The sequence below is a fragment of the Paenibacillus sp. CAU 1782 genome, from assembly GCF_054551715.1.
The window spans coordinates 174,206-189,822 of sequence record NZ_JBTOLL010000005.1 but is presented as its reverse complement, the minus strand read 5'-3'; the positions used below and the strand labels follow the sequence as shown (position 1 = coordinate 189,822).

The window sequence follows — 15,617 nt, the reverse complement described above, 5'->3', positions numbered from 1 at the left end:
CTTGCTCTTGTTTCACTGGTATCTGTATGATAGGACTATCTTAAAAGAAAGGAGGCCGACGTGACATGACCGCTATTCGTCGCAAAGACGCACTAGTTCAGCAAAATATCGTTTTTATTGTTCATCGGCCTCTACGGGCCTGCGCAAGCTTTAACGTTTCTGCATGATCATATCCACCGGATAGAATCGGCTTGTTTTGCACCAAAGGCTTCCTGTTTGTACAGGGGGAAATGATGCACGGACAGCACATATGGGAACTGTTTGCACAAAGACCGTAAGTCATTGGACTTGCGGTCTTTTTGTGCGTGTATGTTGGGTTTGAGTTTGAGTTTGAGTTTGTGTTTGAGTCTGAGTTTGTGTTTGAGTTTGTGAGATTTGAGTTTGAGTTTGTGAGATTTGAGTCTTTTAGCCTGTGGAATTTTTAACGGACAAAAATGGCCGTTAGAACGCTTTTTGGCTGCCCCGCTGACTTCTGACGGTCATATCTGTCCATTACAGCTTGAATTTTAGTGGAAAGCAGCCATTTGGGGGTTCTAGTGGACAGAAACGTCCGTTACAAAATGAATTTTGTGAAAAAACCGTTCTAATGGTCAGATGTGACCATTAGGCGAGGCCCAGCCAGCAAAACGAGGTCATGGTTAGTCACGGCGAGGCCAAACCAGCGCAACGAGGTCATAGTTAGTCAAGGCGAGGCCCAGCCAGGGCAAAGAGGACATTGTTGATCACGGCGAGGCCCAGCCAGCGCAACAAGGTCGTGGTTAGTCAAGGCGAGGCTAAGCCTGTGCAACGAGGACGAGGTTAGTCAAGGCGAGGCTAAGCCTGTGCAACGAGGACGAGGTTAGTCAAGGCGAGGCTAAGCCTGTGCAACGAGGACATGGTAAGTCAAGGCGAGGCCCAGCCAGCGCAAAGAGGACATTGTTGATCACGGCGAGGCCCAGCCAGCGCAAAGAGGACATGGTAAGTCAAGGCGAGGCCAAACCAGCGCAACGAGGTCATAGTTAGTCAAGGCGAGGCCCAGCCTGAACAGCGTGATCATGCCTAACGCTTTTACAATTATTTTTTGCAAATAGAGAGGATTGAAGTAAATAGATGAGTAATCGAAACAACTATTACCGGGTGATAGATCTCCCGGCAGGAGAATTGCATGTGTACGCGCATGACGATCTCTTCTACGGAATGGGAAACAAGGTGCTGGAGATGGCGAGCAATAATTTGCAAATACCCGGGATTCGTTATATGAGCTATACGCCTGACGCCCATGTTGGCGTGGGTACGTGCATTGGCACAACGGCGGTGTGGAGCGCGGAGGACGGCTATATCTCGCCATCCATCGTGGGCAGCGATATCGGCTGCGGCATGAGGATGCATCTGACCAATTTGCAGAGCAGCGATCTGAAGGACGTCCGTTTACGCCGTCGGCTGGTCAAAGCCATTGAAAAACGAATTCCGGTCGAAAATCATGCGAGGGGTTATTTTTCCGACATTTGGCTGGAGGACGTGCTTCGCAAGGGGCTGCACGGGCTGCCGGGCAAATATGTGCCTGATTCCTACACGCCAAGAAAAGCAACTTCCATGACGCATGTCGAAAACAGCCGCTTCAGCTTCAGGGAAACCGAGCTGGACCGTATCCCCGAAAATCTGTATCATCGCGCTCATCGTCAGCTAGGCACGCTTGGCAACGGCAATCATTTTATCGAGATTCAGGAAATATCGATAGAGGAAAATAGGAGGGAGATTGCCGAGCAGTGGGGTCTGAAGGACGGGCAAATCGCCGTTATGATCCATTCCGGCTCCCGCTCTTGGGGCGGCGCGGTCAATCAATACGGCGGTTCCCAAGTCGCCAAAACCATGAGCAAGCTGGGACTGGGCACGGCTGACCCCAAGCTGGCGTTTGCTCCGCTGCAGAGCGATGCAGGTCAAAGCTACGCCAATCTGATGTATTCCGCATTAAACTATGCCGTCGTTAATCGGCATTTGATGGCTTATGCCGTACGCGATGCTTTTAAGGAAGTGATGGGCTCCAAAACAGAGCTGACCACCCTGTACGACCTGATGCACAATTATTGCGGCGAGGAAATTCATGGCGATGAAGATCTGCTGATTCACCATAAAGGGACAACAAGAGCGCTGCCGGCCGGGCATCCCGGCAATCCGGCGCCTTATCGGGAGACGGGGCATCCCGCGCTCATTCCCGGCTCCATGGGAACGGCGTCATATTTGATGGTCGGCGTGCCGGAGGGGGCCGCCAACTATCATTCCATCTGTCACGGAGCAGGAAGAGTCCGCTCCCGCAATGCGACGAAACAACTGGTGACGGTGGATGAGTTTGCGTCTTCGATGCGGATCGGGCAGGAGGATGAAATTGTGCTGAACACCCGCGCGCTCGAAGCGCTGGTCGACGAGTCGCCGCAAGCCTACAAGGATGTCGATCAAATTATAGACAGCGTGGTGCAAGCAAGGCTTGCCGACGTTGTGGCAAAATGCCGCCCGCTGGCGGCCGTAAAGGGAGTTTAGCCTATGGGAAAAACAAGAATAAATACGGATGCAAACGGAAATCTGCAAATTGCTGAAATACAAGACGAAGGGAAAAACAGCAAAGGAATGAAGAATGAAATCTTAACGCCGCCTCAGACACCGCATTTTATTGTGAGAGGCAGCGAAGCAGGGGATCGGGTGCAGGGCGAGCGGGATTATTTTGACTATATTCAAGCCGTTCAGCGTATTCGGGATTATTTGGAGCGGCGGCTTGGGAACGGACTTCGGCTGTATTACCAGGATGACGGAAATGAGATCTGGAACGGGCTGGAGGAGGACGTCAACCGCGGATATGGGGGCGTGGAGCATGCAGCATGTCTTTACGATCTGGTGGAAACAAACGTATTCCAATATGATGCCGACAACACGGAAAATGGCTTCTATACAATTCGCCCCGCGATTCGCAACAACCTGTTTATTTACCCCAGACATCGTATAGCGCTTGCGCGAGTGCCGAAACTGCTGCAGCATGGCATCGGATTTGAGGATTTGATTTTTTGCGAGTCCGACGAGTGTCTGGTGAACTTTCTGGAGGAAATGAGGGAACGGCAGTTGACCGATCCAACCGTAAAAGTATTTACGGATACGAGGGATGGGCTGGAGCATAGCCGCGAGCCGATTTCCCAGGCGGTCGGCCGGGACGATGTGTTTATGGAGGATGAGCTGAAGACGCAGATTTATCGTTCTCTGGACGAGTTTTTTTCCAAGGACCGTTCATTCTTTCAAACCTACGGCATTCCCTACAAAAGAGGAATTTTGCTCTACGGCAAGCCGGGCAACGGAAAAACGACGTTGGTCAAATCCATCTCCACCTCTACAAAAGCTCCGGTGGCCTACTGGCAAATTACCGAATATACGAGCAGCGGCTCCATTCAGGAGGTGTTTGCAACGGCGACCCAAATGGCACCAATGGTGCTGGTGATCGAGGATATTGATTCCATGCCGGAATCCTGCCGCTCCTACTTTCTGAACACGCTGGACGGCGCAACATCGAAGGAAGGCGTTTATCTGATCGGCACCACCAACTATCCCGAAAAAATCGACCCCGCGCTTATTAACCGCGCCGGCCGCTTTGATCGGGCCTACGAGGTCAAGCCGCCTGATGCCGCTTTGCGGCTATCCTACATGAAGTACAAAGGACTGCTTCGCCTGGCGGATGAGGCTGCAGTTGCGAGAGCGGCCCAAGGCGCTGAAGGTTTTTCTCTGGCCCAGTTGGGCGAGCTTTATGCCTCGGCTGCTCTGCAAATGCATTATGAAGGCAAGGTCGATCTGGACGCCTTGATCGCAGAAATGAAAGCCGACCGCAACAAGGAACGCAGCAATGAATGGATGAGCGCAGAGTCAAACCGGAAGGTCGGTTTTGCTTAAAGGGGAGTCCCGCGCCAATTGCGAAAAAAAAGTGCGAATGTGTAAAAAGCATTCGTGCGGTTTTTTTGCTGCATACCCGAAGAGTGGCCCCTCCCTGAACGTCTATCCACATGGGACTTAAGCCGGAAAATCAGTTCTGATGAAACAAGTTTCGCAAGTGCGGAACTGTTCAGCCACATGGAGCAATGCTGAATTGCTAACCGTACCAGCATAGGTACGCTTCTGTGGGAAGGTTGTTTATGTGCAAAAACGAAAATGCGTGATGAGGTGATATATTTGCTCCGGTACATCGTAAAGACCTCACACACAACACAGCGCAAAAGGCCCTGCCATTCGCAAAGACTGCCCCAACATGACATAACGGCTCTGCCCGTATAGGGGGGAGGTTTAGTCAGCGCAGCGCTGGAGACCGTTCGCGCATTGCGCGTGAACTACTGCGCTTCTCTCACATCGCTTGCTCCGTCTGCATATCGTCCTTCACCAAATCATACGCCCGAATTGCCACCTCGAGGCATAACCGCCGTTCCGGTCTTAGATAATCGCTGCCAAGAAGCTCGTCCAGCTTGTCCAGCCGATGATAGAGCGTTTGCCGGTGGATGAACAAGCGCTCAGCGGTTTCCTGCTTGGAGCCCATGCAGGACAAATAGTGGTCCAGCGTTTGGAGCAGCGATGTCCCTCCCGATTGCTCGTAGGCCAGCAGCGGGCCAAGATGGTTCTGAACGAATTGAATCAACTGGGCGGTATCGCCTATGCTTTTTAGCATTTGATAGATCCCCATATCTTCGTAAAAAACGCTCCCCGCAGGCCGTTCCTCCAGCATGCGCGTAATCGCGACGGCGTCCAGCGCCTCCCTGTAGCTTTGAGCAGCGTCGCGCAGAGAAGACTTCATATGACCAAAACCCGCATGGATGCGCAGCGATTCTTCGGGACGCAGCCGGCTGGATTTCATAAGCAGCTCCGTCACTTTGCGCAGCGACTGCCTTACCTTTTCCCATTGGGCTTGCCTGTTGCCGAAGGTTTCCCGGATGCAGAGCAGGTGGATAACGTTATTGTGCAGGAGCAGCAAATTATAGATGCCGTGCGTGGACAGAAGCGAACGAAGCAGCATCACGATATCCTGATTAGGCCCTTTAGCGGAAAATCCTTCATCCCTTTGCCCCGAACGGTCCAAAATGACCGCGCCAGATACAAACAAATAATGTCCCGCCGACAAGGAGGGCAGGCCAATCTGGGCCAGCATTTGATCCTCGTGGGGTATTTCTCCGAACAGGATTCCGTGGACTAACGCGGCATGGCCGTCGCTTGTACGGTCGTCCAGAACCAGCTTGCGCAGCAGCAGCTGCTCTGCGGTTTTGCCCGCATAGTCCAGGAGAAGGCCGATATATATTTCGTCCTCTTCCGAGGTTTTGTCCTCTTTTGCCACAATGCCGATATAGGACAACACATGACCAAGACCCAATACGGGCTGAAGAAAAACGGCGAGTCCTCCCGTCAGCACAAGGCGGATTCTTTTTCTGCCGGTCGGAGGCTGGCGCTCCAGCAGCTCCTCGGTTTCTTGCAGCATGTCCTTACCGTGTTCTTCCTCCGCCGGAAGACAGAAAGAGGGTTCCGTTATGGAGCTGTACAGTGACGTAAAGGAAGTGAAGGATCTGAGGCACTCGACAATCGTATGAACTTCGGCCGTTTTAATAACGGCCTGCTGCAGGCGATGCGAAAAGTCGGCAAGCTTGCCCAGGTTATGCTCGATCTCCATGATGAATCCCTCCTCTCCTCATTCTGGAAGCGTTTTTCATTAAAATCGTCATACAAAACGTAAAATCAAGATGGCAATAGATTAGACATTGTGTATGAAGAAATGACAAAAATGTCGTTTATAATACAACTATAAGATATCAAAGTTAGTCTATCGGATATTAAGAATTATAGTATGAGTGGTTACAAAAAACCATTCCGAATATAGGAAGGATACTCAAAATGACGATCGAATGGAGCAAAAAAACGCGTTTTAATGTCATTCTGCGAGACGGTCAGCCTGCTGATCGACCGCTGGTTTCGGCATGGCGGCATTTTATCGAAGCCGAGCGGGACAGCGAATTGCTGGCTGCGGCAACGGTCGCTTTTCAACGGGAGCATGATTGGGATTTTGTCAAAATCAATCCCCGGACGACGTATTACGCAGAGGTTTGGGGCAACGAATACGATTATGAAGACTATGACGGAGTTGTTCCGGCCGTAGCCAAGGCGCAACTCGCGGCGACTGACGATCTGCGTCGGATTACAACCCGCCCGTCAGACGCAGAGCCGTTTCTGGAGCAGCTCCGTACGATTGCCGGCGTACGCCGCGAGCTTGGACCGGACGTGCCAATTGTTCAGACCTTATTTTCGCCGCTAGCCGTGCTGGAATATTTGGCCGGGCATCGTACGCTGGCGTCCTATCGGCCGGCGATTCGCGAGGCAACGCCTCTCCCGGGCTTGCTTGCAGCCAATCCGGACGAAGTCCATGCCGCTCTGCGAAACATCACCGAGACGCTTGCGGGTTATGCCAAAGCAGCGCTGCAAGCGGGGGCGGACGGCATCTTTTACGCCGTGTTGGGTTTGGCGCGCGACGGTTATTTGACGGAGGAGGAATACGAAACGTTCGGACGTCCGTATGACTTGCTGCTGCTTAAAGAAATTGCGCCGGCTCCGGTTATTCTTCATACCTGCGGGCCGGAGGCGCATCCCGAACGGTTTGCGGATTATCCGATATCGGCGCTTCATTGGGCGGATACCGCGCCGGGCAATCCGGTCTTGACGGAAAGCGTGAATTGGCCGGACAGCCCCGTTGTGATGGGCGGAGTGGACGAGCGATTGTTTGCGTCTGCGGGATCGGCAGAGGAAGTGGCGAGACAGGCCAAGGAGGCTATTCAGAGTTTGGCCGGACGGCCATTTGTGTTGGCGCCGGGCTGCGGCTTGCCGCTGGAATCGGACGGAGAGTCGCTGCGGGCGCTGAGGGCGGCAGTGGAGGAATCGTAAATAAAGCAAAACATGCAAAACGTATATGCTCAGCCCATCTCGGGCCAACAGTGAACAGGTAGAGGGAATGGCGACAGGGGAAAGGGGGAGGCGCTTTGGAAACGGTGCTTGAGGTTCGGCAGGTTCAGGTCACGTTCAAAACGGAAAAAGGCGAAATCGCGCCTGTTGAAAATGTCGACTTTCGTTTGGGCACAGGGGAAACGATTGCGATTGTCGGCGAATCGGGCAGCGGCAAAAGCGTAACCACCTTGTCCATTATGGGCCTGCTTGGAAAAGCGGGCCGAGTAAGCCGCGGTTGTATTTCATTACATGGACGGGAGCTTACGGGGCTTTCCGCAAGAGAGTTGAACCGGATACGCGGCAAAGACATCTCCATGATCTTTCAGGAGCCAATGAGCGCGCTGAATCCGGTGTTGACCATCGGACATCAGCTTTCCGAGCAAATCCGCAAGCACAGGGGACTTGGCCGCAAGGAGGCTCGCGCCGAAGGAGAGGCGATGCTGAGGAAGGTCGGCATCGCACGGTCGGAGTCTATTATGCGGGAGTATCCTTTTGCCCTGTCCGGCGGCATGCTGCAGCGGGTCATGATCGCGATGGCTATGTCCTGCAATCCCAAGGTGCTGATTGCCGACGAGCCCACAACTGCGCTTGATGTCACCATACAAGCCCAAATTCTGCGGCTGATGAAGGAGCTGAAGAGGGAGTTCGGCACCTCCATTCTGCTGATTACGCATGATATGAACGTCGTAGCCGAGATGGCTGATCGGGTCATTGTCATGTACGGGGGAGAAGTGGTGGAGGAGGCAGATGTGTTCCAATTGTTCGATCACCATCGCCATCCCTACACAAAAGGGCTTTTGGATTGCATCCCGCAGATTGGGGGCGGAAAAGGAGAACGGCTGGCGGCGATTCCGGGAACGGTGCCGCTGCCGCAGCATATGCCCGAAGGCTGTCGCTTCCAGGACCGCTGCGCCCATGTGATGGACACATGCAGAGAGCAGCATCCGCCGCTAAGGGATGCCGGCAAAGGACATAAGGTACGCTGCTGGCTGGTCGCGGACGGAAAGGAGGGAGAAGGAAATGGGGAGTCACCATGACGGCAAACGAAATGGCGGTTCTTTGCTGGAGGTTGACGGACTAAAAAAGCACTATCCCGTCCGTTCTGGCTTGTTAGGCAGAAATACGGGACAAGTCAGGGCGGTAGACGGCGTTTCGTTTCGTCTTGAGCAAGGCCGCACGCTTGGCATCATCGGAGAGTCGGGAAGCGGGAAGTCGACGATGGGCCGGCTCATTCTTCAACTGGAGAAGCCAACCGAAGGCAGCGTGACCTTCCAGGGCCGGGAGCTGACGGGAATGACCCAGCGCCAGCTTCGTCCCATGCGAACCGACATGCAAATTGTATTCCAGGACCCTTATTCCTCGTTGAACCCGCGCAAACGGATTGGCGACCAGCTTGGCGAACCCATCCGCGTTCATCGGCTGCTGGAAGGCGCGGAGGTGGAGAAGCGGGTACAAGAGTTGCTTGAGATCGTTGGCCTGTCCGGACAATACCGGAATCGTTTTCCCCATGAGTTTTCGGGAGGCCAACGCCAGCGGATCGGCATTGCGCGAGCCTTGGCGCTGAATCCCAAGCTAATCGTATGCGACGAGCCGGTATCGGCGCTGGATGTTTCCATTCAGGCGCAAATTCTAAATTTGCTCAAGGATTTGCAAGGAGAGCTGGGTTTGACCTACCTCTTCATCGCGCATGGATTAGGCGCCGTGGATTACATCAGCGATGAGATCGGGGTTATGTATTTGGGCAAGCTGGTTGAAATCGGGGACAGCGCAGTGCTGTTCGGATCCCCCAGACATCCCTATACCGCCGCCTTGCTCGCATCCAATCCTCCGGGTAATCCGCATGATCGACGCCGCGAAGAAATCGTGCTGCAGGGAGATATTCCAAGCCCTCTTCATCCGCCCGCGGGCTGCCGTTTCCATACGCGATGTCCCCATGCGCAGAAGCGCTGCAGCACGGAGGAGCCGGCATTGACCGGCGGTGGCAACCATATGGTCGCATGCCATTATCCGCTGCATTGACCAAATTCGCTGACAAGGAGGAAGAGCATGCTTAACTATTTGCTGCGCCGCATCCTGATCGCGATTCCGGTCCTTGCGGGGATAACGCTGTTCAATTTTCTCATCATCAATATGGCGCCGGGCAATCCCGTGGAAATGTTTATCAACCCCTCCATGAGCCAGGCGGATATTGATTTGCGGAAGGAGCAGCTCGGCATCGACGACCCGGTGTTTATTCAATATTTTCGCTGGCTGGGCAATATGCTGCAGGGAGACTTCGGCTATTCCTATTCCAGCTACGAGCCGGTGGCCAAGGTAGTTGGCGCGCGGATCGGGCCTACGCTGATATTGATGGGTTCGTCTCTGCTGCTGGCCTATATTATCGCTGTTCCAATCGGCATTCTTAGCGCCAGAAAGCAATATTCGTGGCTGGATTATTCCGCAACGTCCTTTTCCTTTCTCGGCGTGTCCATCCCCAACTTTATTCTGGGGCTAGGCGGCATCTATTTGTTTGCTCTCACCTGGAAGCTGTTTCCGACGGGCGGGATGTACACGCTAGGCAAGGAAAAGACGTTTGGCGATCTTCTGCATCATCTGATCATGCCTGCGCTGATTTTGGCTACCGCTTCGGCGGGAAGCATGGTGCGATACGTTCGTTCCAGCGTGCTGGAGGTGCTGGGGCAGGATTACCTGCGAACGGCGAGGGCGAAGGGACTATCGGAATTCGTCGTCATTAACAAACACGCGCTTCGGAACGCGATGATTCCGATCATAACGGTAGTTGGACTCGACGTGCCGCTTCTGTTCGGCGGGGCGGTCATTACGGAGCAGGTATTCGGCTGGCCGGGCATGGGGCAGCTGATGATCCAATCCATCGGCTCGCGCGATTATCCGACGTTGATGGCAATCAACCTGATTGCGGCGGTCGCCGTGCTGGCCGCTAATATTTTGACGGATATCGCTTACGCGGCGGCGGATCCTGCGATCAAATACGGCAAACGATGAAGGGAGACAGATCATGAGTGACAAAACGGTTCTGACGGACGGCGAGAACAGCCGGAACTCGTCATCGGCGGCTGCTCCGGCAGAGCTGGACGGCGGGTGGAAGCAGCTGGCCAAACGTTTTTTTCGCCACAAGCTGGCCGGAGCGGGATTGATCCTGTTCGTTTTGCTGGTGTTAATGGCGCTGTTTGCGCCGTTGATCGCTCCCTATGATCCTTATGCCATCGGACGCTCCTACCAGCCGCCTTCGTGGAGTGACGGACATCTGCTCGGAACGGATCAGAGCGGCCGCGATGTGCTCAGCCGGCTGATCTATGCTTCGCGGGTTTCATTGTCGGTTGGCGTCGGAGCGGTAGCCATCTATGTTGCCATTGGCACGCTGGTTGGAGCTGTCGCGGGATATTTCGGCGGCTGGATCGACAGTCTGGCGATGCGGGCTACGGATGTGTTTATGTCCTTTCCCTATCTGATGGTCATTCTGGTCATGGTCAGCGTGCTTGGACCAAGCCTGGGCAACATTATTCTGGCGCTTGGCCTGCTGGGTTGGCCGTCGGTGGCCCGCTTGATCCGGGGCGGGGTATTGTCGGTGAAGGAAAAAGAATATGTCAAAGCGGGGATCGCGCTTGGCTACAGCACGCCGAGACTTCTGTTTCTGCACATTTTGCCCAATGTGCTTGCGCCTGTTCTCGTCAATGCCACCTTCGGCATTGCCGTGGCGATCATTACGGAAGCATCGCTCAGCTTTCTCGGCATGGGCGTCCAGCCTCCGACCGCGAGCTGGGGCAATATGCTGATCGAGGCGCAGTCCTTCTCCACGCTTTCCGGCCGCCCGTGGCTGTGGGTGCCTCCGTCCTGCATGATTATTATCGCGGTCATTTCCATTAACTTTATGGGCGACGGATTGCGCGACGTAATGGACCCCAAGGGAAGGCGCTGAAGAACGTTCCATAGCACACGAAAGATCCGAAAATCTCTAAGGCCCCGAGAGTCTCGAAGGTCCCGAGGGAAAATGCCCGCTGGGACTTGATAGACCCGTAGACCCGTCTGAGTGCTCCATGAAATCCAAAGAATGACAATCTGCAAGTGTATAAGCGGACCACAAGCTGCTGGTGACGCCCCGAGGCAGCCGGCGTTAGAGACGGAATCAGAAGGAAGCAACACCTACAAACACTAATATGGAGGGTTTAACGCATGTTGAAAAAATCTACAGTTCTGCTTCGTCTGCTTGTTGTCGTATTGGCTATTACGGTCATTGCGGCGTGCAGCAGCAACAATAATGCCGGCACATCCGGTACTTCAGGCACCGCTTCGCCAACCGCGAGCAACGCGTCGGAGGGCGGAGACAAGCCTGCCGCTGACAAAACGCTGTTTGTTGGCATGTCCATTCCGCCTGTTGCGTTTAACCCGCTGGCGAACGGCGATATCGCATCCACCTACGTTCAAGGTTTCCTGTTTGATCCGCTGCTCGTTATGGACGGTCCGCTAAGCTTCGTGCCAAAGCTGGCTGCATCTATTGAGTCGGAGGACAACCAGAACTATACGATCAAGCTGGACGAAAAAGCGGCTTGGTCAGACGGCACTCCGCTCACGGCTGACGATGTGATCTTTACGCTGAACCGTGCAGCGGACCCGCAGGTGAATTCCGTTTACGGCGCTTACGTTTCCATTCTGGAAGGCGTGGAAGCCACAGGCAAGCTGCCGGAAGGACAAAGCGAAATCCCGTCTGTCAAAAAAGTCGATGACCATACGGTCACGTTGACGACAAAACAACCGGTTGACCCCAATCTGGTGAAGGAGCAAATCGGCTCTAAAATTCTGATCCTGCCGAAGCATGTGCTTGAAAATGTCGCCAAAGATCAACTGGCGCAAGATCCGTTTATGCTGAATCCGACCGTGACGAGCGGAGCGTTCAAATTCGTAAAATACGAAAAAGACCAATACGTCCAACTGGCTGCCAATACGGACTATTACCAAGGCGCGCCAAAACTGGGCAATGTCTATATCAAAATTTTGACCGTGCCGAATCTGGTGGCTCAACTGCAGAGCGGAGAGATTCATATGACCTCCGGCGGTTCCCCTGCAAAAATTCCGGTTCAGGACTACGAAACCATTCAAAACCTGCCGAATGTAACAAGCAGCATCGAACCAACGCTGAACTTCCAGACCGTGCTGATCAATCAAGCCAAGCTGACCAATGTTGAATTGCGCCAAGCGATTGCATACGGCATCAACCGCCAATTTATCGTGGACGAGCTGCTGGCGGGCACTGGCGAAATCATCAACAGCCCTTATACCTCCCTGCATGCGTACAGCAATCCAAACGTCCAATCGTATGACTACGATCCGGAGAAATCCAAGGCTCTGTTCCAGCAAGCGGGATGGAACTTTGACGACACCCTGGAGCTGATCGTGCCGACGGGCAACCAAATCCGCGAGCAGGTAGCCAACATTATCGTCGAAAATCTGCGTCAAGTCGGCGTGAAGGCCCAAATCTCCACCTTCGATTTCCCGACCGTTATGCAAAAAGCGCGCGCGGGCGAATACGACCTGCTGCTGATGGGCTTCACCTTTACAATGGATCCCGACTATACGTCGCTTTACGGCAGCAACGAGCCGTACAACTTTATGAAATACGAAAGCGCGGAAAACGATCGCTTGCTGCTGGCAGGCAAAAACGAAGCCGATCCGGCCAAACGCAAAGAGATCTACAACCAGTTGCAAGAGCTTTGGCAGAAGGATCTGCCGCTGATTACGCTGTATTCCGATCCTGACTTCATCCCGGTATCCAAAAAAGTCATCAAAGGCGGGCCAAAAGTGTTCGGCACCTTCGCAGAGCTGCAAAACTGGGATATTGCGGAGTAAGCCGCGACAACTTGAGTAGCTGATAACTTGATGATTCATTCATTTGCTGATTACTGTAGGTCAGGCACTCATTGGCCGGCTTGCTGATGCAGCGGAAGGAGGAGAATGACATGTTCCAAAAAGAAGCGGAACGCTGGCTGCAAGGAGCCGAAGAGGCGTATCCTCTTGCGGTCAGGCTGCTCGGGGAGATGGTGTCCATCCCTTCCGTTGCAGCACAGCACCGGGGAATTCCGGAGGCGGCGTCGTGTGTGTTGCGGAGTGTGGAGGGATTGGGTGGCGAAGCATTGATCTTCGACGACCTTCCCGGCAATCCCGTCGTCTACGGTTTTTTCTCGGCAGGCCCGGGCGGCAATCCCGGCAAGACGCTCCTGTTCTACAACCATTACGACGTTCAGCCGGAGGAGCCGGCCGAGGAATGGAATACGCCGTCTTTTACGCTGACAGAGCGGGAAGGGAAGCTGTTTGGTCGCGGCGTTGGAGACAACAAAGGCGATATCGCCGCGCGTCTTGCGGCGGTTGACCTGCTCCGGCGGCAGCCGGGCGGTTTGCCCTGCAACGTCAAGTTTATGGTGGAGGGCGAGGAGGAAATCGGCAGTCCGAATTTGGCTCCTTATGTGGCCAAATACAGTGATTATTTTGCGGCTGATGCTTGTATCTGGGAGTTCGGCTATAAGGATGAAGGCGAGCGGCAGGGTTTAGTCGCGGGTTTAAGAGGACTGCTCTACATGGAGCTGATCTGCAAAGGGGCCGATCAGGACCAGCATTCGCTGTCCAGCGGCTATATCGACAATCCCGTGCTCCGTTTGGCGCACGCGTTGTCGAGCCTGAAGGATCAGAATGGCGAAGTGACGGTGGAAGGTTTTCACGACGATGCAAAGGAGCCAACTCCTGAGGAGTTGGAGGCAGTCAAGAAGCTTCCGTTCGATGGCGAAGCTATTAAGGAGCTGTATGGCCTGCGCCTTCCCTTGCTCACGGATCGTTCCGGCAAGGACCCGCGCGTCGTCACTGCTTTTGAATCGCTGCTCACCGTCTGCGGCATCCATGGCGGATATACCGGAAGCGGGGCCAAAACGCTTATACCAAGCGAAGCGGTTGCCAAGGTAGAGGTAAGGCTGGTTGCGGGGCAGGAGCCGCAAAATATCCTCCGTCTGCTCCGCACCCATCTGGACCGGCACGGCTTCGACGACATCCGTATCAACGTGCTGAACGACCGGCAGCGGGGATTTCGCTCGGATTTGTGTGACCCCTTCGTTAAGCTGGTCCAAAGCACGGCGGAGGAACTCTATCCGGACGGCGTTACGTTAACGCCAAGCCATCCCGGCTGCGGGCCTATGTATGATCTCGGCTCGGTGCTCGAACTGCCTATCGTAAGCACGGGCATCGGCTGGATCGGGTCCCGCTACCACGCGCCGAACGAAAATGTTCGGACCCGCGACTTGAAGCAAGGCATCGCCCACATCGCTTTGCTGCTGAGCCGCTTCGGACAACAGACATCCACTACCTGACAGGAGGCAGCAGCATGAAAATACTGAAAAATTGCATCTTGATCGACGGCCTGTCCCAGGAGCCGATTCATAATGCTTACGTCGTTATTGACGGCGATTCAATCGCAAGCGTTGGCCAGGGAGACTATTCCGCGACCGCCGGCGAAGTGATCGACTGCCAGGGCGCTTACGTATTGCCTGGATTGATCGACACGCATGTACATCTGATTTGGAACGGGTCGTCCCATCCGCAATCGCTGATTTCCGGGGCCGATCCCGAAACGATCACGCTTTATGCTTATCGCCATGCCTTGCAGACGTTGTCACTCGGCATTACCTCCGTGCGCGATCTGGCTTCGCCGTTCAAAACGGTGCTGCAGCTCCGCAACGCCATTAACGCCAATCTTCTTGTTGGCCCAAGTATTGTGGCGTCCGGTCCGTCGATCAGCATGACGGGAGGTCATATCCACTATATCGGCGTGGAAGCCGACGGCGAGGACGAGGTTCGCAAAGCGGCGCGCAGTTTGCTGAAGCAGGGAGCCGACGTCATCAAGGTGATGGCAACAGGCGGCATCTATACGAACGGCGAAGAGCCGGGTTCGGTCCAGATGACGCTGCCCGAGCTGAAGGCGGCCCGCGAGGAAGCGGCCAAAAAGAACAAAAAAACCGCAGCCCACGCGCAAGGCTTGCAGGGCATCATCAACTGTCTCGATGCCGGCATCGAAACGATCGAACACGGCATTTACGCGGACCGCGATGCACTTATCCGCATGAAGGAGCAAGAAGCGTATCTTGTGCCGACCATGATCGTGTTCCGCAATCTGGCATCGGACAGCGGCATCCCGCCGTGGGCGCACAAGAAGGTGCAGCATGTGCTGGAGCCGCACCGCAGCATGCTGGAGCAGGCCGTGTCGCTGAAGGTCAAAATCGCGACGGGAACTGACTGCGGCTCTCCCGCCACGCCGCCCAGGTTTTATTTTGACGAGCTGATTATTATGCAGGAGGCGGGCATGACGCCGATGGAGGTTATCCATGCTTCCACGCGGGTAGCCGCGGAATGCATTGACCTACACGACCGCGGCACCATACAAGCGGGTAAAAGGGCCGATTTGCTGATCGTGCAGGATAATCCTCTTCAGAACTTGAATGTTCTTAGGGGAGACAAGCAAGTGGTGAAGGACGGGCGCTTTGTAAGCGGAAAACTGCTTTTGCTGTGACGGTACGTAACGGTTAAAGGGAGACTGCCTGAGCAGTCTCTTTCCTTTCCATACGACAAATAAAGGGGGCAAATGT

General features: G+C 54.4%; 11 protein-coding genes. 10 read left to right on the top strand and 1 reads right to left on the bottom strand.

Features of this window, described 5'->3' with window-relative positions; genetic code table 11:
• The first annotated feature begins 1,089 nt into the window (after positions 1 to 1,089).
• Together ACX93W_RS14345 and ACX93W_RS14340 are read left to right on the top strand one after the other, a co-directional pair.
• Positions 1,090 to 2,514, top strand: coding sequence for an RtcB family protein (locus ACX93W_RS14345; protein WP_459393067.1), 1,425 nt, complete (start codon positions 1,090 to 1,092; stop codon positions 2,512 to 2,514).
• 3 nt (positions 2,515 to 2,517) lie between these two features.
• Entirely contained in the window at positions 2,518 to 3,903 is a 1,386-nt protein-coding gene (locus ACX93W_RS14340) for an ATP-binding protein (RefSeq protein WP_459393066.1), read from the top strand.
• 445 nt (positions 3,904 to 4,348) lie between these two features.
• Here ACX93W_RS14340 and ACX93W_RS14335 read toward each other — a convergent pair whose 3' ends face one another.
• Positions 4,349 to 5,656, bottom strand: a complete 1,308-nt coding sequence (locus ACX93W_RS14335; RefSeq protein WP_459393065.1) for a PucR family transcriptional regulator — start codon at positions 5,654 to 5,656, stop codon at positions 4,349 to 4,351.
• A 221-nt stretch (positions 5,657 to 5,877) separates the two neighbouring features.
• Between ACX93W_RS14335 and ACX93W_RS14330 the strand changes: the two genes are divergently transcribed.
• From ACX93W_RS14330 to ACX93W_RS14295, 8 genes are all read left to right on the top strand, one after another.
• Complete coding sequence (locus ACX93W_RS14330; protein ID WP_459393064.1) at positions 5,878 to 6,918, top strand: uroporphyrinogen decarboxylase family protein; 1,041 nt, start codon at positions 5,878 to 5,880, stop codon at positions 6,916 to 6,918.
• A gap of 95 nt (positions 6,919 to 7,013) precedes the next feature.
• Entirely contained in the window at positions 7,014 to 8,015 is a 1,002-nt protein-coding gene (locus tag ACX93W_RS14325; RefSeq protein WP_459393063.1) for an ABC transporter ATP-binding protein, read from the top strand.
• A complete protein-coding gene (locus ACX93W_RS14320) occupies positions 7,999 to 8,997 on the top strand; it encodes an ABC transporter ATP-binding protein (protein ID WP_459393062.1) in 999 nt (332 codons plus the stop codon). Before ACX93W_RS14325 ends, ACX93W_RS14320 begins: the two co-directional genes overlap by 17 nt.
• 27 nt (positions 8,998 to 9,024) lie before the next feature.
• Positions 9,025 to 9,981: an ABC transporter permease gene (locus tag ACX93W_RS14315; protein WP_459393061.1), complete on the top strand. Its 957-nt coding sequence runs from the start codon at positions 9,025 to 9,027 to the stop codon at positions 9,979 to 9,981.
• Between the two features lie 13 nt (positions 9,982 to 9,994).
• Positions 9,995 to 10,915 (top strand): oligopeptide ABC transporter permease, encoded by a 921-nt coding sequence (opp4C, locus tag ACX93W_RS14310; RefSeq protein WP_459393060.1) that lies wholly within the window; start codon positions 9,995 to 9,997, stop codon positions 10,913 to 10,915.
• Between the two features lie 254 nt (positions 10,916 to 11,169).
• Entirely contained in the window at positions 11,170 to 12,840 is a 1,671-nt protein-coding gene (locus ACX93W_RS14305; protein ID WP_459393059.1) for an ABC transporter substrate-binding protein, read from the top strand.
• A 110-nt stretch (positions 12,841 to 12,950) separates the two neighbouring features.
• Positions 12,951 to 14,345 (top strand): M20/M25/M40 family metallo-hydrolase, encoded by a 1,395-nt coding sequence (locus tag ACX93W_RS14300; RefSeq protein WP_459393058.1) that lies wholly within the window; start codon positions 12,951 to 12,953, stop codon positions 14,343 to 14,345.
• Positions 14,346 to 14,359: 14 nt separating this feature from the next.
• A complete protein-coding gene (locus ACX93W_RS14295) occupies positions 14,360 to 15,541 on the top strand; it encodes a metal-dependent hydrolase family protein (RefSeq protein WP_459393057.1) in 1,182 nt (393 codons plus the stop codon).
• Positions 15,542 to 15,617: the final 76 nt, after the last annotated feature.